General features: G+C 71.2%; 17 protein-coding genes. 14 read left to right on the forward strand and 3 right to left on the reverse strand.

What is annotated here, in order from left to right; translation table 11 throughout:
* Positions 1-11: 11 nt before the first annotated feature.
* The 9 genes from ADK57_RS27560 to ADK57_RS27600 are packed head-to-tail and all read left to right on the forward strand — an operon-like array spanning position 12 to position 10,377.
* Positions 12-470, forward strand: coding sequence for a hypothetical protein (locus ADK57_RS27560; RefSeq protein WP_053752288.1), 459 nt, complete (start codon positions 12-14; stop codon positions 468-470).
* A 53-nt stretch (positions 471-523) separates the two neighbouring features.
* A complete protein-coding gene (locus ADK57_RS27565) occupies positions 524-814 on the forward strand; it encodes a hypothetical protein (RefSeq protein WP_053752289.1) in 291 nt (96 codons plus the stop codon).
* A 16-nt stretch (positions 815-830) separates the two neighbouring features.
* Positions 831-4,055, forward strand: coding sequence for a hypothetical protein (locus tag ADK57_RS50605; RefSeq protein ID WP_199830695.1), 3,225 nt, complete (start codon positions 831-833; stop codon positions 4,053-4,055).
* Positions 4,055-5,557, forward strand: a complete 1,503-nt coding sequence (locus ADK57_RS50610) for a hypothetical protein (protein ID WP_053752291.1) — start codon at positions 4,055-4,057, stop codon at positions 5,555-5,557. Before ADK57_RS50605 ends, ADK57_RS50610 begins: the two co-directional genes overlap by 1 nt.
* Positions 5,557-6,051: a hypothetical protein gene (locus tag ADK57_RS49280; RefSeq protein WP_053752292.1), complete on the forward strand. Its 495-nt coding sequence runs from the start codon at positions 5,557-5,559 to the stop codon at positions 6,049-6,051. The genes ADK57_RS50610 and ADK57_RS49280 overlap by 1 nt, the downstream gene beginning before the upstream one ends.
* Positions 6,048-6,590, forward strand: coding sequence for a hypothetical protein (locus ADK57_RS27585; RefSeq protein ID WP_053752293.1), 543 nt, complete (start codon positions 6,048-6,050; stop codon positions 6,588-6,590). Before ADK57_RS49280 ends, ADK57_RS27585 begins: the two co-directional genes overlap by 4 nt.
* Positions 6,574-8,502, forward strand: coding sequence for a hypothetical protein (locus ADK57_RS27590; protein WP_053752294.1), 1,929 nt, complete (start codon positions 6,574-6,576; stop codon positions 8,500-8,502). Before ADK57_RS27585 ends, ADK57_RS27590 begins: the two co-directional genes overlap by 17 nt.
* Complete coding sequence (locus tag ADK57_RS27595; RefSeq protein WP_053752295.1) at positions 8,502-8,972, forward strand: hypothetical protein; 471 nt, start codon at positions 8,502-8,504, stop codon at positions 8,970-8,972. The genes ADK57_RS27590 and ADK57_RS27595 overlap by 1 nt, the downstream gene beginning before the upstream one ends.
* Positions 8,965-10,377: a hypothetical protein gene (locus ADK57_RS27600; RefSeq protein ID WP_053752296.1), complete on the forward strand. Its 1,413-nt coding sequence runs from the start codon at positions 8,965-8,967 to the stop codon at positions 10,375-10,377. Before ADK57_RS27595 ends, ADK57_RS27600 begins: the two co-directional genes overlap by 8 nt.
* A 135-nt stretch (positions 10,378-10,512) precedes the next feature.
* Here the strand turns inward: ADK57_RS27600 and ADK57_RS50090 are convergent, their stop codons facing one another.
* Positions 10,513-10,671: a hypothetical protein gene (locus ADK57_RS50090; RefSeq protein ID WP_159050158.1), complete on the reverse strand. Its 159-nt coding sequence runs from the start codon at positions 10,669-10,671 to the stop codon at positions 10,513-10,515.
* A gap of 123 nt (positions 10,672-10,794) precedes the next feature.
* Between ADK57_RS50090 and ADK57_RS27605 the strand changes: the two genes are divergently transcribed.
* Both ADK57_RS27605 and ADK57_RS27610 read left to right on the forward strand, forming a co-directional pair.
* Positions 10,795-13,116, forward strand: coding sequence for a hypothetical protein (locus tag ADK57_RS27605; RefSeq protein WP_053752297.1), 2,322 nt, complete (start codon positions 10,795-10,797; stop codon positions 13,114-13,116).
* A 9-nt stretch (positions 13,117-13,125) separates the two neighbouring features.
* Entirely contained in the window at positions 13,126-13,476 is a 351-nt protein-coding gene (locus ADK57_RS27610; protein WP_053752298.1) for a hypothetical protein, read from the forward strand.
* 24 nt (positions 13,477-13,500) lie between these two features.
* Here the strand turns inward: ADK57_RS27610 and ADK57_RS27615 are convergent, their stop codons facing one another.
* Together ADK57_RS27615 and ADK57_RS27620 are read right to left on the reverse strand one after the other, a co-directional pair.
* Entirely contained in the window at positions 13,501-14,112 is a 612-nt protein-coding gene (locus ADK57_RS27615; protein WP_159050159.1) for a hypothetical protein, read from the reverse strand.
* Between the two features lie 271 nt (positions 14,113-14,383).
* Positions 14,384-15,241 carry a caspase family protein gene (locus tag ADK57_RS27620; protein ID WP_053752300.1) on the reverse strand — a complete coding sequence of 286 codons (858 nt, stop codon included), beginning with the start codon at positions 15,239-15,241 and terminating at the stop codon, positions 14,384-14,386.
* A 297-nt stretch (positions 15,242-15,538) separates the two neighbouring features.
* Between ADK57_RS27620 and ADK57_RS27625 the strand changes: the two genes are divergently transcribed.
* From ADK57_RS27625 to ADK57_RS27635, 3 genes are all read left to right on the forward strand, one after another.
* Complete coding sequence (locus tag ADK57_RS27625) at positions 15,539-16,402, forward strand: leishmanolysin-related zinc metalloendopeptidase (protein ID WP_053752301.1); 864 nt, start codon at positions 15,539-15,541, stop codon at positions 16,400-16,402.
* 247 nt (positions 16,403-16,649) lie between these two features.
* Positions 16,650-18,503 (forward strand): peroxidase family protein, encoded by a 1,854-nt coding sequence (locus ADK57_RS27630; protein ID WP_053752302.1) that lies wholly within the window; start codon positions 16,650-16,652, stop codon positions 18,501-18,503.
* Position 18,504: 1 nt separating this feature from the next.
* On the forward strand, positions 18,505-20,538 hold the full coding sequence (locus tag ADK57_RS27635; protein WP_053752303.1) for a trypsin-like serine peptidase: 2,034 nt from the start codon (positions 18,505-18,507) through the stop codon (positions 20,536-20,538).
* The last annotated feature ends 17 nt before the right edge of the window (positions 20,539-20,555 follow it).

Raw genomic sequence — 20,555 nt, forward strand, 5'->3', positions numbered from 1 at the left:
CGGAGGACGCTGTGACCACACCCTCACCGAGCACCTGGACCAAGTCGCGGCTCGCCGTCGTGCTGGACGCGAACACCGCGTCGCCCCTGACACCGGTGGACTCCTTCACTCCCACGTTCAACCTGAACACGGAGGTCGTCCACTCCCTGGAGGCCACCCACGTCGGTTACGTCGCCAACCCGGCCAGTTTCACCTTCACGCTGACGGTCAAGGCGATCGGCGGCGCCTCCGCCTCGCTCACCCAACTCGCCATGTCCGGCAAGGAGTTCTCCATCGGCCTGTACGAGGCCAAGGGGAGCACGGGTGAATGGGACTTCAAGGAGCTGCTGTTCAACAAGTGCCTCATCACCTCGGCCAATCCGTCCAACGCAGTGATCAACGGCGCCCCCGTGGCGACGTTCTCCGGGGTGGCGCGCGAGGCCGTCGTCAACGACGGCAAGGAGCACAGGCTGCCGCCCGTCGTCGCCTGACGTCACGTCAAAACACGGCGCACCGACCTGAGTCCGGCGCGAAGGAGGATCCGATGAACGACTCCGCGGGACCGCCGGGCGGCGACGGACCCCGGCCGCAGGGCGGGCACGTGCTGCAGACCGGCATCGCGCTGGTGCGCCGCGACGAGATGGTCGTCCCCCTGGAGGGCAGCGAAGCCGAACTGGCCCTCGCCGAACAGGACGCACGGCAGGACATCCACATCCACCTTCCGGTGACCGTCGAGGTCGTCGGGGCGGTCGACTCCCTGGCGGTGCGCACCGCGGTCGACGACGCGCTGCGCCGCGTACGGCATGCCATGGACGCGCACACGGTGCAGGGCTGACGAAGTGGCCCTGCACGTGCACGTGCCCATCCAGGTGACGCTCGTGGAGCCGGTCACCGCCGGCGAACTCGCCCTGCTGGAGCGGACGGTGGGTGACGCCTGCCGCACCGCCCTGCAGACCGCGCGGCGCGAGTTCCTCGACGTGCGCGGGACGGGACGCCGGATCGTCGTGGACCGCCCGGATCCGGTGTTCACCGGCAGGCGGCCGCCCCAGGAGCTGCGGGAGCGCGCCGCGCAGGCCATCGCGACGGGGGTCGCCTACGGCGTCACGTCCTCGGGCCTGCTGCGGCACTCCCCCGCGCCGGTCACCCGCACCGAGGCTCCCCCGGCCGAGCCCTTCGACACGTCACGGGTCGGCGAGGACGAGGGCGGCGCCACCTACCGGGTCCCCTCCTACGACCACGGCGGCGAGAAGGTTCCCGTCCGGTTCTTCCACCAGCGGGCCGACGACACCCGCCCCACGTCGTTGCGACCGGTGGCGGGAAGGGTCCTGTCGCTCGACGAGGCCGCCGAGGTCGCGTGGAGCGAGCACCTGAACCGGCACGGAGCGGTGTGGAATCCGGAGGTGCACGGACACCCGGGTTACGCGGGGCTGATCATCTGCAACGGCAAGCAGGTCCAGGGCCTGGTGTGGGTCACCGGAGTCACCGCCATCAATCCCAACGGATCGCTGCCGCAGGGCAGTTACAGCCGATACTGCCAGGAGCTGCCTCTCCTTCAGTGGCAACCGGCCCCTGGCGGCGGCACAGGATTCGGCCGGGCGACGATGTCCGCCGGCCCGGCGCCCTACTACGAACTGGTCCGCACCGGGCGTCCCGCCACCGTGGAGGAGATCGAGCGCTTCGCCGCCGAGATCCTCGACGCCGCACGCGTACCGGCCCATCACCCCGCCCGGCGGCCCGGTGTCCTGCATCGCTACGCGGAGCAGATGGTGAGCGGAGCGACCAAACCCATGGCCCTGTTCGAGGTGCGTGGCGGCCTCCACCGGATGTTCGCCCTCATGGAGGAGGCGACCACTGCGTCACCGATCCGCTTCGCCACCGCCCTGCCGCCGGCCGGCTCCGAGGGGGACCGGGCGGGCAAGGCCCCCGCGAAGCCCGAGAAGAAACCCGGGCCCCGGCCCACGCCGAAGGCCGAACCCAAACCCAGACCCACGCCCAAGCCCAAGCCCAAGGCCGCGACCAAGCCCACGCCCAAAGCGGCGCCCAAGCCCAGGACCGAACCCACCGCCAAGGGCAAGCCCAAGGTCAAGGGCGACCGCGCCACCGGTGTCCCCGCCCCGCCCGAGGAGCACGGCGAGGACCGGCGCCGTCGGCCCGGAGCCGGCGACGACGAGGCCACGCGCGCCCGCTCGGGCACCCGGTCCCGTGCGGGAGCGGAACGGACCTGGCCGTCCTCGGGCATCCGCGGTGAGCAGCTGGTCTGCGCACCGTACGAGGGTGAACCCGCGCTCACCGCGCTCCCCGACGGCGGTGACGCCCTGGCCCGGGCCATGCGGAGGCTCTCGGGGCTGCTCGACGTGGACGCTTGCGGCTTCCTCGGCATGTTCACCCTCAACTGCGCCAAGGTGATCGCCAGTCGCGCCCGGGGAGTGGGGGTGTCCTCCGCGGACAGTCCGGTCACCACCCGGGTGACGGTGCGTCCCGACGGCGGCGGCAACAACGGCTTCGTCGACGTCCGTGCCGGTGAGGCGACCGAACTCACGTCCCTCCACGTCCTCGCGGAAGCCGCAACTCTGGTGAGGGAGCTGGCCGACGAGGTCGCCGCGACCTACCAGCTCCCGAGGAACGCCGCGCTGCTCAGGCCCCACCCCGGCACACCGGGACCGCAGGCGGCGTCCTGGACCCTGCACTTCCTCAAGGACGTCCGCTCCGCGCTCACCGACAGCTGCATGCACCTCTACGCGGAGACGTGCCGCGTCCTGCTGCTGCAGCAGCTGCGCTCCTCGGCGGCGGCGATCGAGCAGCGCAGCGGTCCGCACGCCCGCGAGACGGTGGAGCACTTCACCTCCGTACTGGACATCATGGGCGGCGGAGTGGTGAAGCTGCTCGTGCTGCGCACGGCGATGCGGCACGCCGAACGGGTCAGAGCGACCGGCACGGTCCGCGAGGTGCTGTCGAAACGCGAGACGAAGTACCGGCCGGGCTATCACGAGTACGACTACGAGGCCCCCGCCCCGATCGGCAGGGTCGATCCCCGCACACTGCGGGAACTCGACCGGGCACGCATCGAGCGCCTGGGCACCGTCTACACGGCGGTCGAAGGTGACCGCATGTGGACGCCGGAGGCCCTGGAGACGGACATCCACCGCCGGCGGGCGCTGGTCAATCAGCTCGATCCGCTGTTCTTCCAGGTCGAGGACCTCGAAGAGGTCTTCGCGAGCGCGCAGCACGACCCGGGATTCACACAGCGCTATCTCGAGCGGCTGTTCAAGGAGATGGCCGCCGCAAACAAGGAGATGACCCGCAAGGCCAAGGAGGCGGACAGCGGGGCCTTCTTCGCGCTCGAGGCGTCCCGGTTCGTCGCGTCGGGGGGAAGGGACAGCCGCGGCCTGTGGTTCCAGCTGTCGGGCATCCACGCGCTGGCGGACAACGAGCTCGCGCCGTCCGCCGGGAAGCTGCGTGAGTACACCGAGGGTGTGAACCTCGCGCTCGGCCGCAAGGCCGGCTTCGAGGCGGTGAAGCAGGTGTTCGTCACCGGCGGGATCATCGTCCTCGGCCTGCTGTGTGCTCCGCTCGGCGCGACGATCGCCGGAATCCTCACCGCCGCGGTGAGCGTCGGCTTCGCCGTGGAGGAGGTCGCGGGCGCCGTCGAGAAGAAGGAGCTGTACCGCGCCCTGGTGGAACCCGAGGCGTTGCAGCAGTGGCAGGACGTGGAGACCGCCGAGCTGATGGCCTTCGTCGGGCTCGCCTTCTCCGTCTTCGACGTGGCGCACATCGCCGGCGGCGTGCGGGCACTCGCGATCAGCCGGGGCGCCGTCGAGGCACTCGGGGTCGGCCGGAAGGCCGGGGTGAAGGCCGGGCTGCGGGCTCTGAGCACGCAGGCTCGGCGCACGATCCTGGCCAACACCACCGAACAGATGCTCAAGCACGCCCTGAGTGAGGCCGTGGCCGGTCAGGTCGTCGCACAGGTCATGGACGAGCTGGTGTCACGGGTCGTCGGGCCCGTGGTCACGGACTGGACCCGGGAGCAGGGGCTCTTGCACGGAACGCTGGACAAGCCCGACGCGGAAGACAAGTGATGGCCGGGATCAAGATCAACCAGGCCGCGCTCCTGGAGCAGCTGCACCGCTGGGGACGTCAGAGCAGCGAGATGCAGAACATCACCAAGAGGCTGCGCGCCGTGCACGGCGCGAAAACCGCCGACGAGGTCGCCGCCAGGCTGGTCACCAGCGTGCTGATGCGCGTGGTGGGCGTGCACGAGAGCCGCCTCAACGCGGCGGGAAAGAAGGTGCAGGAGGTGCTGGACCGGCTCCTCGCGGACCGTGCCGTGCTGCACGGCGGCGAGGGACCGGTGCGCGGCCGGGCCGCGAAGGAGGCGGATCTTCGCACCTTGCAGTCCCAGCTCCAGGACCTCAGGACTTTCCAGCAGACGGTGCAGGAAGTGCTCACAGGCGCCGAGAGCGACTTCAGAACGTCCCTGCGCACTCAGTTGGAGACCTCCATGGGCCTCCCGCGCTCCTACGCCCCCCTCCCCGCCCCCGGCACCCCGGCCGTCCGTCCCTCCGCGCCGCGACTGGCGCCGGTGGTGGGGAAACCCGCCGCGGATGCCGCCGCACGGCTCTTCACCGCGCTCGAGACGCGCCCGCCCAAGCCCGTGGCACCCACCCCGACCGGGCCGGGCCGCCGTGCCCCGGCCAAGCCGTACAAGGCCCGGGAGATGGGTGCCCAGTCGCGGCAGGTCACCACCGCGGCCAAGAAGTTCGTGGCGGCCTTCCGGGCCGAGCACGGCGACCGGGCCGTCGCCGCGGCCGTCAAGGCGCTGCTCACCGGCACCGACGACATGGCGGAACGCAACCGGATGGTCATCTCCGTCCTGATCGCCGAGGACCGCCTCCGGCCGGGACGAGCCGTCCCCAGGGGCACGGCACACGGTCGCTACCAGGAGAGGGGGACGGGAACCTCGTTCGAGTGGACCGCGAAGCTCCAGCAGCCGGTGCGGGGTTTCGAGACCGTCGGCATCGACGGCATCGTGGGCGGCTGGGTGCGCGACACCAAGCACATCCAGGTGGGCGTCGCGGAGTCCGGCCACTTCCACGGACGGCTGAAACCTCCCAAGCCGCTGCCCGACAAGCCCCCGGCGGCCCCCCACGGCTCGCCGGAGCCCAAACCCGAGCCGAAGCCCAAGCCCAAGCCCGCGGCCAAGGCGGGCGAGGCGGCCAAGGCGGGCAAGGGCGGGAAACGGCCCCGGCGGAAAGCGGAGTCGGACGAGATCCAGGGCGGTTTCGCCCGCCGCGACCGCCCCTGGGAGGAGGACGTGACCCCCGATGTCGCGACCGGGCTGCGCGAACCGCCGCCGGTGACGGCCCGCGAACTCATCGCCCTGCACGAGGAGAAGACCGGCATCACGCTGGCCGCCGAGATGGAACGGCAACTGCTCTTCGCCCACGAGAACGGGCTGCGCGGCGTCGAATGGGTCGCGGCGACGCCGGAACTGAAGGCCGAGTTCGAGCGGATCTTCAGGACCCAGGTGGGCAACCCGCAGCCCGACGTGATGATGTCGTTCACCGTGGAGAGCCACTGATGAGCTCCGCCTCCCGCCTCGACGAGTTCCAGAGTCTGCCCGCGGCCATCATCACCGACGGTCTGCTGGCCGTCCCGCTGTTCGCGGTGCAGCGGCTGACGGTGACCGAGCGCTACACGCTGCCCCCGATCGGCACCCCGTCCTTCCGGGCCGCGGTCGGCAACGCCAACGAGACCGCTTCCCTCACGGCCCTGCTGATCGGCCCACAACGGCACGCCTGGAAGCAGGGTCTGGAGCTGATGGCGAACTTCGCCAAACGCGGCGGGGCCCTCGGCCGCTTCACCGGCGGGAAGTTCGCCGGCCTCGTCCTGGCGACCCGGATGTCGGTACGGATGAACATGCATGTGACCGAGCTGTCGTTCACCGCGTCCTCGCAGCGTCTGGACACCACGGAGGTCACCATCGGCCTGCAGCACGTGGCGCCTCCCGGGCCCGTCGACCTCCTCGTCGGCGCGGGTGCCCTGGCGGCCTCGACAGCAACGGAGTTCCTGTGACGCGTGTCCTGCCCACCGGGTACAGCCCGCTGCCGTTCAGTCCCGACCTGGGCCTGCCCCAGCAGGTGCAGGTCAGGGCCAGCGGCCGGTCCCTCGCCGTCAAGCTCGTGGCCCTGACCGCCGACCTCGTGGCCACGCTGACCGCGCCGCCCACCACGCCGGTCGTGACCGACGCACAGGAGGAGTCCCGGCGACTGGCGTCCCTCGGGGATCCGCGGGCGGCACTCACCGCACCGCCCCCACCCGGCCTCGACGGCGCCGCCGTACGGCCCTACCTCGTCGTCGTGGACGCGGACCGGGTCGTCGGCTCGGCGCCGGTCGTCGTGGGCCGTCCGATGGCCGTGGGGACCTCGGCGGACAGCGGGCTGCTGCTGGAGGTGCTGTTCGTCGACCTGTTCCTGGCGGCCGGTTCGCTGGTCGAACCCGGCGATGTGGGCAGCCGCATCCTGGCGGGCTTCCGAGACCCGGCGGCCGGCCACGCCGTACGGCCCCGCAGGCCCGCCGCCCCCGAGGGAGATCCCCATGACCTTCTCGACTGACATCACCGCCGACCGCGTCATCGGCTTCCAGGCCGGCTGGGCGCTCGTCTTCCGCAAGGACAACGGCAAGGGGTTCGCGGACAAGGGCGCCGGGGCCCTGCGGCTGACGCACGCCGACCATCAGGCCGAGCTCACGGTGGAGGGCGACAGCACGCTGCGCGGCGCGACGTTCGACGTCACCGTGGACGGCATGCTCGACCGCGACTACGACGCGATCGCGGCGGGCGAGTACGTGCACGTGGAGATCCGCCTCGGCTGGTGGGATCTGGGGCGGGGCTTCGGCCCGGTGGCCCTCGCCGCGCTGGGTGCCGTACTGCCGGGCGGTGCGGGAGGCAAGCAGGACGGTCTCGGTGCCGTGCTGCACGGCCGGATCCTCGCGGTGGAGCGCGCGCACGGCGAGTTCACGTACCGGGCTCGGTTCTCGGGCGTCGACGCGCACTACCACCGGATGCGGTGCAATCCTCCGCGTCTTCCGGCCGGGCCCGCGCCGCGCACCGTGCTGGGCTATGCCGCGCAGCTGTGCGAGCACGACACCGCCATCGGTGTCCCCGTGCTCGGCGAGGGCCAGGACGTGGCCGTCGACGGCGTGCTCGACATCGGGTCGACAGGTTCCGTGGTGCGGGCCCTCAAGGAGCTGGCACGCCTCGCCCACGGCGGCGACGCCCGCTTCGAGGTGCCGATGTTCCTGCGCGCCGGCCGACTGCACGTGGGTGCCTGGACCAAGCCGGTCAAGGGCGGCCACCGCTGGGAACTCACGCCGGTCACCGGGCTGGTGGAGAGCCGACCGGTGATCGACCGGGACCCGGAGGCGGTACCGAAGGGCTCGCCGTTCGCCGCCCCCGAGGTGCGGCGCTTCGACCTCACCCTGCTCGGCCGCCCGGACATCGCCGTCGGCGACGTGGTGCGCGCCGACCTGCCCAACCCGTCGCCCGCGGATCTGAAGAGCACGCTGGCGAGTTCGCCGATCGGTCCCCTGGGCGACATGGCCGCGGGCGTCCTCGGCGGCGGAGCCGGCGGCGGGAGCCCGCTGGACTACACGGTCGTCGGCTTCGTGCACAGGCTCGGCCCGAGCACCGGCTTCGTCACCCGGCTCACCGTGGAACGCCGGCCTGCGCCCGCCCGCCCGGCCGTGGGGACGCGCCCGGGGAGCGCCGACGAGGCGTCGAGGCTCGCCGCGGCCCTCGCCGAGCAGCACCGCCGGGCCTCGACCGCCCGCCGCACCCACGAGGTCGGCCTGGTGCGCAGACAGGACGTGAGTGCCACGTTCCGCGACGGCCACGACGTCCCCGCGCAGTCGCTGGCGATCGACGAGGGGCTGGCCGACGCCCCGTCACCGAACGTCCCCTCCAAGGCCCCTCCCGCGGACACCCCCGATCAGCTGGTCGACAAGCCCTACCTCACCCCGTTCGCGTATGGAGGCACGGGGCTCGTGGTGCCGCACTACCCCGGTATGCGCGTGGTCAGCCTGCACTACCGGGAGGAGCACCAGAACGCCGTCGTGGCAGGCGCAGTCTGGGAGGACGGCACGGCGCCCAGGTCGCACCTGGGCGACTGGTGGCTCAGCCTGCCCACGAACCTCGCCGGGACGGGGATCGCGGGCGAGTCGGCGCCGGATCCGACGTCCGCCCCGCGCCCCAGCGGCCCGGCCAGCCACGACCTCATCAACGGACTCGGAAACCGCGTGATCCAGGTCGGCGGACTGCGGATCACCGTCGGCCGGGCCCTGATGAAACCCGTGGGACAGCGTCCCGACGACGCCGCCGACGGTGAGGTCGTCATCGAACACGCCGTCGCCAATGCCCGGATCAGCATCGACTCCCTGGGCAACATCGAGATCAGCACCGGCGCCGACCTCACGCTGGCCGCCAAGAAGATCACTCTCCGTCCGCAAACCGTCGTGGAGGTGCGCTGATGCCACCCGGTCCGCCGCTCGCCCCCGTCGTCCCGGCCGGCGCCGCCGCCGAGCGCCGCCGGCTGGGCCATGGTCTTGCCCTCAGGCCGGCCGGCGTCGACGGCCTCGGTCACGACCTGGTCCTCGTCGACGGGCGCGAACTCGCGGTGGTGGAGGGCGAGGAGAACCTCGCCCAGGGCCTCGCCGTCGCGCTGCTCACCGCTCCCGGGACCGACCCGTTCCATGTGCGGTTCGGCTTCGACGGTCTGCGTGTGCTCACCCAGGGGCTGACGCCTCCCCTGGCCCTCGAGATGCTGCGGCTGTCCGTGCTGCGCACGGTCTCCGCCGACTCACGGGTGGCCGAAGTGCTCGACCTCACCCTGGAGGAGACCGGCCACGGGACCCGCCGCTGGCGGGTGAACGTGGTCGTGCGCACGGTGCTGGGCAGCGTCCTCGAAACGGTGATCGGCGAGGTCACGGCCGATGACTGAGACCGCGCGGACGACCGACCTGGAGGACCTGGCGCGCATCAGCGGCTCCGGGAAGCCGTTCGGGATCACGCCGGAGGGGTTCGTGCCCAAGCCCCTGGTGCGGCTGCTGGAGGAGAAGCTGGCGTCGGCACGGGTGCTGTTCGGATCGGACGTCGACCTGACGGAGGGCAGCGCGCTGCGCAAGATCCTCGAGATCATCGCGCTGGAGGAGGCGCGGGCGTGGGTGCACCTGGGTCTCGCCTACGAGGACACCCGCGTGAGTACCGCGGTCGGCGACGCACTGAGCAGACTCGGTGAGGAACTCGGTCTCTCCCGGCCGCACCACCGCGCCACCGGCCGGATCAGGATCGCGCTCGCGTCCGAACTCCCGCCCGACGTCCCGGAGGTCCCCCTGCCCCGCGGCACGCGGCTGCTGACGGCCGAGGGCCGGGACTTCTTCATCGACCAGGCGGTGTCCCTCACCAACGCCGTCACCCGGGCCACGGTCCCGGTGACCGCCCTGGCGCCGGGGCCGGACTGCGACATCGACCCGCTCGGCAATCCGCCGGACCGGATCACCCGGCTCAACCCGGAGGACCCCCGTACGAAGCCGGTGCGGCAACTGGCGCAGCGCCTCGGCCTGGCGGAGATCCTCACCGTCGAGCACACCGACCCGACCAGCGGCGGTTCGACGTACTGGAGCGACTCCCGCTACCGCGACCTGCTGCTCTCCTACCCGCGGAACGTGTGGTCCCCGGACGCGGTGCGCCTCGCCGTCGCCCTCGTCCCCGGCGTGCGGCAGGTACTGGTGAAGGACCTCTACGGGGGACTGGACGTCAACCAGTCCATCTTCGGGAGCTTCACCTTCCTCGAACGGCTCTTCTCCCAGGAGCGCAGCCTCGGCAACCCGTACTTCTTCACCGTCCTGGTCGCCCCCGAGGAGGGCGCCATCTGGGAGGAACTGAGTGCACAGGTCGCCGCCGCCGTCGACCAGGTGCGGCCCATCGGCATCGCGCCCACCATCGACCGGGCGCAGCAGGTCAGTGTGGGGTTCACGTGCCGGATCTCCGTGGAGGGACTGCCCATCCCGGCGGGCCCGCCGGACACGGTGCAGGGCACGCCCGAGGCCGTCGCGCTCAAGCAGCGCATCCTGGACCGGGTACGGCGGCGGCTGCTGGCCCTGGGCATCGGCGAACCCGTGCGCTACAGCGAGGTGCTGTGGGCGGTCATGGAGGAGCCCGGGGTCGTGGACGCCCGGGAACTGCGGCTGCGTCGGCATCCACCGCAGCTCTCCCCGCGCGCGCCCGGTGAGGACGACACCGAGCCGGAGGGCGGCCAGTCGCTCGATCCGCTGGAGGACGTCCTCGTCGGTCCCACGGAGATCGCGCTGCTCGTCGGGTCCCCCGCAGACATCCACATCGTGTGAGGTGGGCATGCAGACGTCATCCGACCATTCGCGGAGGCCATCCGGGGCCTTGCGGGCGCCGCACGGCGGCACCTTGCCGGAGTCGTTCGGTGACACCTTGCCGGCGTCGTACGGCGCCCTGAGGATGTCATCCGGTTACTCACGAGCGTCGTCCGGCCGCTCGCAGACATCGTCCGGCGCCTCGCCGACGTCGTTCGGCCGCCCGCGGAGGTCGACCGGCGCCTCGCGGACGTCGTCCGGTTTCCGGCACACGTCGACCGGCCCCTCGCGGACGTCGTCCGGTTTCCGGCACACGTCGACCGGCCCCTCGCGGACGTCGTCCGGCTACCCGCACACGTCGTCCTGCCGCCGACGGACGTCCCCCGGCCCGGGGGTTCTGCCCGGCCGGCCAGGTCCGTACGACCGGCGGGGGACCCGGTGACCGCGTCGCCCGAGGACATCCGGTCGCTGACCGACTCGGGGCTCGACAGCGCCCTCGCCGCCCTGCCGCCCGTCTACGCGGCGGGGGCCCGGGTCCGCGACCTGCCTCTGAAGGACGGGCGTATCTCGGTTCCGGAGGACGTCCGCGAGCCCTTGCTGCTGCTGCGGCTGCTCCGGCCGCTGGCCGACCAGGCGGTCGTCGTGCGGTGTGGCCCGGTGGGCGCCGCCGAGGTGTCCCCGGTCGTGTTCGCCCCGTTCTCCGGTCTGGGCACGCTGTTGCCGGTTCTGGTGCCGGCGGCGGGCGCCGAGGTCTCGGCGGCCGTCCATCTGGTTCCGGCGCCGCACTGCCATCAGCAGGTACCGGACGAGTCGGTGCGCGGCCCCGAGCTCGCGCGGGACCCGGCAGCCGAGCTCGTGGAGGCGGTGCTGCTGGAAGGCGTGCTGGCCCGGCTCACGTATCTGGCCACGTCGGAGAAGCAGCGGATGATCCGCCAGGTCAGAGAGATCGCGGCCTGCCGGCATGCCGACCTCGCCTTCTCGGGGGCCCTCGACTCGCTCGGCCGGGACCTGGGCGTGTACCGGCTGCCCGACGAGGACGACGCCCGGTACCGCGACCGGCTGATGATCTTCACCTCGTGGCGGTCGGCGACCCCGGACCGGCTCGCAGGCGTGCTCAACGGTTCCGGACCGGACGGGGCCGCCAACGCCGGGCTGCCGGCCAGGTTCGGCATCACCGGGCGCTTCCGTCTGGTGGAGGAACAGAACCCGCTGGCCCTGGCCACCCGTCTCGTCGACGTCGGCCCGCGGGGGGCTGCCATGCGGGCGAGGGTCCACGAGCTGCTGCGCACCGTGTACCTGCTGGACCTCGAGCGCCCGGTGCCGGAGCTGCTGCCTCCGGAGCAGCGCCGCCGGCTGGAGGAGGTGCGGCAGGTGCTCACCACCGAGGTGACGCGCTCCGCGGGCCCGCCTCCCGTACGCCATCTGGCGCCCTCGCTGGCGGTCTCCCTGGCCCGGCTGGTCCGCCTGGTCCGGGCGCTGTCGGACACCGGCCCGGTGACCCTGCTCCGTACCCACGTGGAGGAGCCCGATCCGCTGCACGAGCTGGGGCTGGGCGCGACGCTCGGGCAGTTCGGACAGCAGCGGCTCACGGCGATGGGGGCGGCCGTCGAGGGGCTGGCCCGGGGGACGTCGGAGATGTCGGCGCTGGCCGGGACGCTGGTGCCCCGGCCGTTCTCCGAGGACCCGGCGGGCCGCTGGCTGGCGGAGCCCTGCGGGCTGCGCACCGTGCACGCGCTGACCGGCGACAGGCTCTTCGTGTCGAGTCTGCCCATGCTGGGACTCACCGTCGAGGGGCCCGCCGGGCTGTCCGTGACCGGGAAGGCGGTCTTCGAGGCCCGGCACGGCAAGGACGCCTCCTCGGGCGGACTGCACGTACTGGCGGGCGAGGCCGCACGCCGGGCCGGGGCACGCTTCCCCCAGTCGGGTTTCGGCCCGGCCCCTACGGCAGTGAGGGGCGCGGCCCTGGAGACCGCCCTGCGGGCCGTGGCCGACAGTCCCGCCGCGCCCCTGCCACCGACGCTGACGCCGCTGGTCGAGGGAGACCTGCTCGCCGCCGCCGGGGCGGCCTTCGCCGGGCAGGTGCTCGACGTCGTCGTGGTGGACCAGATCGTCGCCTATCCGTTCACCCTCGCCGAACTCACGGCCCTCGGTTCCGGCGACGTCCTGCGCCGCGCCGTGGCGGCCCGCGCCCAGGTCCTGCTGGACAGCGGCTTCTACAGCGTGCACGGCGTGTTCGACCCGGCGGGGCAGCGCGTGTTGCTGCTGGCCGCGGTGAGCCTGCTGCCCGGGAGACCGCCCAAGCAGGGCGAGGCGCCGCCGGCCGAGTTCCAGTGGCTCACCACCGAGGTCCCTCGTCCGCCCGCCGATCCCGACGCCGAAGGCCTGCCGCTCTCCCTCCTCAACTCCTCCGGTGGACGCGTCGAGGCCGTGGGACAGCGGGAGGGACTCGCCCTCCTGGTGTGCCTCGGGCACGCCAGGCGAGGTCTGGCCGACCCCTACGAGGTGCGGGTGGAGATGCCCGGCGACGACCGGCTCGACCGCGACCAGTACAGCTACGTGATGAACATCCTGGAGACGCTGTGTCCCCTCGGCATCGAGATCAACACCACAGAACTGCGGCGGAGCCACGTGGACTTCGGCGCCGATGAGGGTGGTGAGCCCTTCCCGGTGCAGGACGCGTCACGCACCTACCGCCGCTACCGGCGGCGGCGCGTCATCAGCGACGACAGCGGCCGTGGGCCCGGCCGTCCGATGGAATGAGGCGGTTCGATGGCCGGCAGGCCGGTGGCGGTGCAGGGTGAGGTGTCGGCGACCGCGGGTCAGAAGCCCTTTGAGGGCGCCGACAGCGGGAAGTGGACGGCAGGGACGGTGAATGAGACCGCCTCCGACACCCTCAAGGTGGACGGCTCATTCGTCCTCCACCAGGCGTCCTGCGCGTTCACGTTCACCGGGAAGGCCGGGCAAACGCCCGTGTCCGGCTCGTCGACCGTCGAGCTGACGCCAACCACGGACAAGCTGTTCGCGGACGGCACCGGTGTGCTGCTGGACGGCGACGCGGCCGGGGACGCGTACGGCAACACGCTGAAGGCTTCCTCGGCCGGCCGCTTGCACGTGTCCTGACCCGCCCCGGGTGACCCACGCGGATCAGCGTTCCTCGTACCTCACCCGGAACCCGGTGAGCATCACGGAGGTGTTGAGGCCGGTGCCGTTGACGGAGGCGATGATGTAGTAACCGGCCTGCGGATCGATGCCCGCGGCCTCGGAGTTGGGGACCTTTTCCCGGAACTCCTCACTGCTGGATGCCTGGATCCGGGCGATCAGCTTCTCGCCGCTGCCGTCCAGGGCGCGCCGGGTCAGGTCGATCCGCACGCTGGCCGGGGTCTGGACGATGGTCCCGAAGGCCTGGAAGCCGACGATGCGACCCGCCTCGGGCAGCGGAACGGGCATGGCGCCCTTGGCCGTCCCGTCCCCTTTCAACAGCGCCGTGCCCGGGGTGGTGGCCAGGTCCCACCCGGACTCCCCGATCGGGGTCAGCAGCGGTGCGAGGGCGATCGTGCGTACGGCTGCTTCGGTGGCGGCCAGCGAGTCCAGGGCCGTACTCACCGCCTCGAAACGCTGCCCGATGGTGTCGAGGTCCTCTTCGAGACGCCTGAACCGAATGTTGAACCCGTTGTCGCCCGCAGCCGAGACCCGGTCGACGGCGTCGATCCAGGGTGTGTGCTTGAAGGTGCGCCTGAACGAGATGCCGAAGGCCAAGGAAGACACCTCCTCCGCCACGGAACCGTCGGCGCCCCGCGGCCCTCCCATCGTCGCCCTGCCGATCAGCTCTGTCCATCCGAGCCGGCTGACTGTCCGTGACCGAAGGCGGGACCGGCGAGGCAACGTCGATCCGCTACCGGCCGAGTGAGACATCCGCGTAGCCACCGGTCAAAAGCGTTCTCGCCATGACGTCTTGAAGGTCAGCAACCGCGCGGAGCGCGCATGCGGGGCGGGCTCGGTGCCGCCCCGCGCGTTGTTGCGGCGTTGCTCAGACGGTGAAGGGCCGCTGCCGCAGGAACGAGTCGTCGGCCCGACCGGTCACGAACAGACCTGGGCTCTGGTTGGGCGGCATCTGGCGGAGGATTTCGCGGTGGAAGGACTTGTGTCCGCCGGTGAACTTCCCTTCGCTCCAGACTTCGCGGAGCGTGCCGGTGAAGAGCCCGTTTTCCCATCCGTCAGCGGCCAGCTGGTTGTCCGCGCAGGCGGAGATGAGCAGGACGCTGGCCGGTAGGTCGAGGGTGTCCTTCGGCTGCAGCGTGCGCTGGATTTCGTCGTAGAGGGTCTTGTCCCGGTCGTACGCCTCGCGCTGTGTGTCCGGCGGCATGATCCGAGAGGTGACCTCGATCTGGTCCGGGTCGCGGGTCTGGTACTGCTCCTCCATCGCGTCCGAGGTGAGGAGTTTGCGCACCGCTCTGACGGCTGTTTCGCTGTGGCAGCAGTCGAAGTAGGCAGAGATGCGAACCCCTTCGGCGAACGCCTCGAATTCCTTGTACAGCTCGTCGTCGATGAACTCTCGGTCGTAAAGGACCAGGGTCTCGTCGAGGCGGTCGGGCTCGTCCTCGGGCCCGTTCCTGTCGGGCACCTGGCCGCCGTGACCCGAGTAGGTGAGGAGCAGGATGTCGCCGGGTGTCAGGATCCTGGCCGCCTTGCGAAGCTCGGTGGTCACGTTCTCGACCGTCGCGGTTGCCGTGAGCAGCGTCGTGCGGTCGTCGAAGCCGGCGTTCCTGGCAATCTCCTCCATGTCGCGGGCGTCGTTTTCGCAGGCGTTGAGCTTGCCGTCCCACCCGCCGTATTTGGCGGGGTCGACCTGGTTGAGTCCGATGTGGAGTGACATGCCGTGGGCCATGGGTGGCCTCCTTTCATGCGGACGGGAAGCGTCCGGAGCGGATCCCCCGAGCCTGAGCCGATCACCCATTTGACCCAACAGTACCCAATATTGCTGCACATGGTGCTTTTTGGGTCTTTGCGCGACACGTCCGCGGGCACAGCACGACATCGAAGCGGTGCGAGCCGCGCGCCGCCGGAGTCGTACGACGACGTCACCCTGAGTAGAGGCAGGGGTGTCGACGCGCGCGGGTAATCCGTTCGGCCTAGCCTGTCAGAGGGGGTGACTCTCATCGGATGCGAGGCAAGGAGATCCGTGATGAGCAAAGTCACCACTGGCACCTTCAAGACGTACAGAGCGGTAGCCGACTTCCAGCGTGCCAAGGAAATCGCCAACACCACGTCACCGTTCACCATTGAAGTCCGCTTCCTCGGTGGACTGACGGCACATCAGCAGGACGCCTTCGCAGCGGCAGCCGATCGCTGGGCCAAGGTCATCGTCGGGGACCTCGACACCGCGGTCGTCGGCGACGACATCATCGACGACCTGCTGATCGAGGCGGAAGGCGTCACGATCGACGGCCCCGGCGGCATCCTGGGCATGGCGGGCCCCACCGACTTCCGTGACGGCACCGCCCAGTTCGGTGCGCTGCTTCCCGCGAAGGGAGTGATGAGGTTCGACTCCGCCGATCTGACGCGGATGGAGGCGGACGGCACGCTCGTCGACGTCATCACCCACGAAATGGGGCACGTACTGGGCATCGGGACCCTGTGGAAGTCCGTCGGCCTCCTCACAGGAGCCGGCGGCGAGGACCCCACCTTCACAGGCCCTCGCGCCCAGGCGGAGTTCGCCACGCTCGTCTCGGAGGCTCAGCCGGTACCGGTACCGGTCGCCAACTTCGGCGGACCGGGAACCAGGGACAGTCACTGGCGAGAAGCAGTGTTCGTCAACGAGCTCATGTCACCGTTCATCTCGGGCAGCGACAACCCCTTGAGCCGGATGACCGCAGCGGGCCTCGGCGATCTGGGCTACCAGGTCGACCTCGACGGCGCCGAGCCGTACACGCTCCCGGACCTGCTCCAAATCGCCCGGTCGGGTGGACTCCTGCCACACACCGCGCCCGTCGGCGACGGCATCATGCTGCCCGCCGTGCCCACCCAGCTGCCGGCCACAACACCCTGACGTACGGCGTGCTCTCCGCGCGAGCGGAGGTGGCCCGGCGAAATAGGCCGACGGCCGCGACGACGGCCGCCGCTTTGCCGCTTTCGTGCAGGACGAGGCCTGGGCGCGGAGTGAACAGCCTGCGGATTGTCGACGCCTCGGTCTTCCCCCCGCGTCCACGGATTCTTCGTCGTCACCCCCTCCGCATCGGCACGATCAGCGAGAAGGCGAGCGACGAGACCCTCGCAACCGCCCAAGGAGTACCGCGATGAGCAAGCAACGACGCGGCGCACGACGTTCCGCAGCCCGATACCGTACGTCGCTGCCCTGGCGGGTCGTCACCGCAGGCGCCGAATACGTGGACCGGCGCCTCGGCTGGGACAGACTGCCCGTCATACCGGGCCTGCTGACACTGCTGGGACTGCGCGTCAAGCTCCGGCAGAAGAACCTCCACGACACCGGCCACCTGCCCTCGGCCGATCTGCCCGATCCCGCACCCCCCTCCGAGACCCACAAGGTCAACCGGACCCCCGACGGCAGCCACAACGACCTCGACGAGCCTCGGATGGGCATGGCCGGCACCCGCTTCGGCAGGAACATCCCGCTGGACCGGATCGCACCCGCCACACCCGAGGACGTACTGTCCACGCCGAACCCGCGCGTGGTCAGCCGCGCCCTGCTCACCCGCGACGAGCTCGTCCCGGCCGAATCGGTCAACTCCCTGGTCGCCGCCTGGCTTCAGTTCATGGTCCGCGACTGGTTCAGCCACGGGACCAGTCCCACGGAACGGCCCTGGGAAGTACCCCTCATGGACGACGACCCATGGCCGGAACACCCCATGCGGATCATGCGGACGCCCAACGACCCGACCCGCGACCCGCAGGCACCCGCCGGGACGCCCGACACCCGGGTCAACGTGTCCTCCCACTGGTGGGACGCGTCGCAGATCTACGGGACGAACGAGACCGAGCAGCGTCTGATGCGCGCCGGCGAGCTGGGCAAGCTGCGTCTGTGGGACGACGAGCAGTCCCCGTTCCCCTCGGACCCCTCCCGGGACCCCTCGCACCTCCCCGGCTTCTGGCTGGGCCTCGCCATGATGCACGACCTGTTCGCCCGTGAGCACAACGCGATCTGCGACCACCTGCACGGCGCGTACCCGTCCTGGAACGACGAGGAACTCTTCCAGCGCGCCCGGCTCGTCAACGCCGCGCTCCTCGCCAAGATCCACACCGTGGAGTGGACACCGGCCGTGATCAGCCACCCCACCACCGTCAAGGCACTGCGCGCCAACTGGTGGGGTCTCGCGGGCGAGCGCGTCCACAACCTCTTCGGCCGGATCAGCGACAGCGAGGTCATCAGCGGCATCCCCGGCGGCGAAACGGACCACTACGGCATCCCGTACTCCCTCACCGAGGAATTCGTGGCCGTCTACCGCATGCATCCGCTCATCCGCGACGAGTGGCATCTGCGCTCCGCCGCCGACGACGCGACCCTGCGCCACTGCACCCTCCGTGACATCTCGGGCCCCGGGGCGCTGAAGGCCCTGGAGACCACCGAGATGGCCGATCTGCTCTACAGCTTCGGCACGCTCCACCCCGGGCTGGTCACCCTGCACAACTTCCCCAAGTTCCTCCAGGAGTTCGAGCGTCCGGACGGGCAACTGCAGGACCTCGCCGCCACCGACATCCTGCGCTCCCGGGAACTGGGCGTCCCCCGCTACAACGAGTTCCGGCGGCTGCTGCGGCTGAAGCCCGCGGCGAACTTCCTGGAGCTGACGGAGAACCGGGCGTGGGCCGAGCAGATCCAGTGGCTCTACGACGGCGACATCGAGAAGGTCGACCTCATGGTCGGGCTGTACGCGGAGAAGCTGCCGGCCGGATTCGCCTTCAGCGACACGGCGTTCCGCATCTTCATCCTGATGGCCTCACGCCGGCTGAACAGCGACCGCTTCTTCACCGAGTACTACACCCCCGAGGTGTACTCCAAGGCCGGCATGGCCTGGATCGACGACAACAGCATGATCACGGTGCTGCTGCGCCACCACCCGGAACTGCGCACGGCTCTCGCGGGGCTGACGAACGCCTTCGTGCCGTGGCACACCGCCGGAAGGACGGTGACCTGACATGGCAACGGCGGACAGGTCCCGCGAGGAACGGGAGCGCCAGGTCGCGGCGGCCGCCGCGCGGTACGACGAGAGTGGCGACGAGCGGCGGGCGGTCGAGCAGCAGCAGGACGCCGGGGTCACCTTCCCGGATTCGCAGGAGGCGCTCGCGGCCCGCGCGGCCCGACTGCTCGACCGGCACGCGGTGCCCGCCGCCATGGTGGTGGAGGCCGTCCGGGCGGAACCGCTGGCCCCGCCTGCCGCGTACGAACGCATCCTCGGGGTGTCCAAGGATCTGCAGGCATGGAGCTTCCTGCCGCGCGGTGCCCGGGCGGCACGTACCATCGCCCGGATCTCGGTGCGGGAGAACGGCCGTGAGCTGCCCATCGGCACCGGCTTCCTGGTGTCGCCGAGCCTGCTGATGACCAACCATCACGTGCTCACCGACGCGGAGGCCGCCCGGCAGTGCTTCGTCGAGTTCGAGGCCCAGGTCACCGTCGACAACACACCGCAGCCGGCGACGCGGCTGGAACTCGACCCCGCCGGGTTCTTCGTGGCGGACGCACGCCTCGACTTCGCTCTGGTACTGGTCGCCCCCGGCCCGGACCTGCGGCCCCCGGGGGAGACGTTCGGCTGGAACCGGCTCAGCGCCCAGCCGGGAAAGCTGGTGATCGGCGAGCCGGTCAACGTCATCGGCCACCCGATGGGACGACTGAAGGAGATCGCGCTACGCGACAACATGCTCCAGGTGCGCCTCGACGACTTCCTCCACTACAAGACGGACACCGAGCCCGGCAACTCGGGCTCTCCCGTCTTCAACGACCAGTGGGAGGTCGTCGCGCTCCACCACAGCGGTGTGCCCAGGACCGACGACCAGGGCCGCATTCTGCGCCGTGACGGACAGGTCTGGCAGCCCGGTGACGGCGACGACGCCATCGACTGGGTGTCCAACGAGGGCGTACGCATCAGCTCCATCCTGAAGCACCTCGCCGCCCTGCCCCTCACCTCCCGGCAGCAGGCGCTGCTGGCCGAGACGGGCCCGGAGTCTGGGCTGCACCTCGCGGAGGCCGCCGTCGGCCCGGTGGCGGCCGCCACTCCCGCAGTCGCAGCGCCGGGCTCGGCCACCGAGCAGGCCACCGCGCGTGCAGGCCTGCGCGCCCGGGACGGCGCGTTCGGCGGCAGACGGCATCTGGTCTTCCTGCACGGTCGCTCCCAGGAAGGCAAGGAGCCCGAAAAGCTGCGCCGCGAATGGGCGGCGGGACTCAACCAGGGGCTCGTCCGCGCCGGGCTCCCCCCGGTCGACCCGGCGGACGTCTGGTTCCCCTACTACGGCGACAGACTGGTGCAGGCCCTGACCGCGCACGAGGCCGTCCCCCACATCGTCGAGGCGCCGACCGCCACGGCGGCGGAGGCGGTCGCGCCCGCCAACCCCACCGCCCGCGCGGTGTACGAGGAGATCGTCGGCGAGGCGGCCGCGAAGTGGCACATGCCGCACGAAAGCCGGCTGGCCACCGAGAGGATCGGCCTGGGCGACGTCGTCGGAGCCCTGCAGAAGCGGCTCAGCTGGCTGGCCGCCATAAGCGACCTCGACGCTTGGGCCATCGCCCTGGTCTTCCGTGACGTGGCCGCGTACCTCGACGACCGGCGCATCCGGGAAGAGGTCCTGGGCTGCGTACTCGAGACGATGCCGGACGCGGGAGAAGTGGTGCTGGTCAGTCACAGCCTCGGCACGGTCGTCGGCCTGGATCTCACCACACGGCTGTCCCCCGGAGTGGACCTCGTCCATCTGACCACGGCGGGCAGTCCCGTCGGCTTGGACAGCGTGTACAGCAGGCTGCTCGTCGGCGGGCCGAAGCGTCCGGACATCGTGGCGGACTGGCTCAACGCCTGGTGCCCGACCGACGCCGTGGCCATCGGATGCCCGCTGGGCGACGACTGGGCGGACGGACCGTCCGACCTCGCCGTCGTCAACGCCCGCGACCGGGCACACAGCATCGTCGAGTACCTCGCCCACGCCGAGGTCGCCCGGTCGATCGGCAGCCACCTCGGCGGCTGAGCCTGACGTTCCGTCAC

The organism is Streptomyces sp. MMG1533 (genome assembly GCF_001279775.1).
GTDB lineage: Bacteria > Actinomycetota > Actinomycetes > Streptomycetales > Streptomycetaceae > Streptomyces.

Excerpts from the sequence above, each read along its gene's own strand:
- ADK57_RS27610 (WP_053752298.1), top strand. The coding sequence starts at position 13,126 with ATGGCCGGCAGGCCGGTGGCGGTGCAGGGTGAGGTGTCGGCGACCGCG.
- ADK57_RS27590 (WP_053752294.1), top strand. The coding sequence starts at position 6,574 with ATGACCTTCTCGACTGACATCACCGCCGACCGCGTCATCGGCTTCCAG.
- ADK57_RS27595 (WP_053752295.1), top strand. The coding sequence starts at position 8,502 with ATGCCACCCGGTCCGCCGCTCGCCCCCGTCGTCCCGGCCGGCGCCGCC.
- ADK57_RS27630 (WP_053752302.1), top strand. The coding sequence starts at position 16,650 with ATGAGCAAGCAACGACGCGGCGCACGACGTTCCGCAGCCCGATACCGT.
- ADK57_RS50610 (WP_053752291.1), top strand. The coding sequence starts at position 4,055 with ATGGCCGGGATCAAGATCAACCAGGCCGCGCTCCTGGAGCAGCTGCAC.
- ADK57_RS27620 (WP_053752300.1), bottom strand. The coding sequence starts at position 15,241 with ATGGCCCACGGCATGTCACTCCACATCGGACTCAACCAGGTCGACCCC.
- ADK57_RS49280 (WP_053752292.1), top strand. The coding sequence starts at position 5,557 with ATGAGCTCCGCCTCCCGCCTCGACGAGTTCCAGAGTCTGCCCGCGGCC.
- ADK57_RS27600 (WP_053752296.1), top strand. The coding sequence starts at position 8,965 with ATGACTGAGACCGCGCGGACGACCGACCTGGAGGACCTGGCGCGCATC.
- ADK57_RS27565 (WP_053752289.1), top strand. The coding sequence starts at position 524 with ATGAACGACTCCGCGGGACCGCCGGGCGGCGACGGACCCCGGCCGCAG.
- ADK57_RS27625 (WP_053752301.1), top strand. The coding sequence starts at position 15,539 with ATGAGCAAAGTCACCACTGGCACCTTCAAGACGTACAGAGCGGTAGCC.
- ADK57_RS27635 (WP_053752303.1), top strand. The coding sequence starts at position 18,505 with ATGGCAACGGCGGACAGGTCCCGCGAGGAACGGGAGCGCCAGGTCGCG.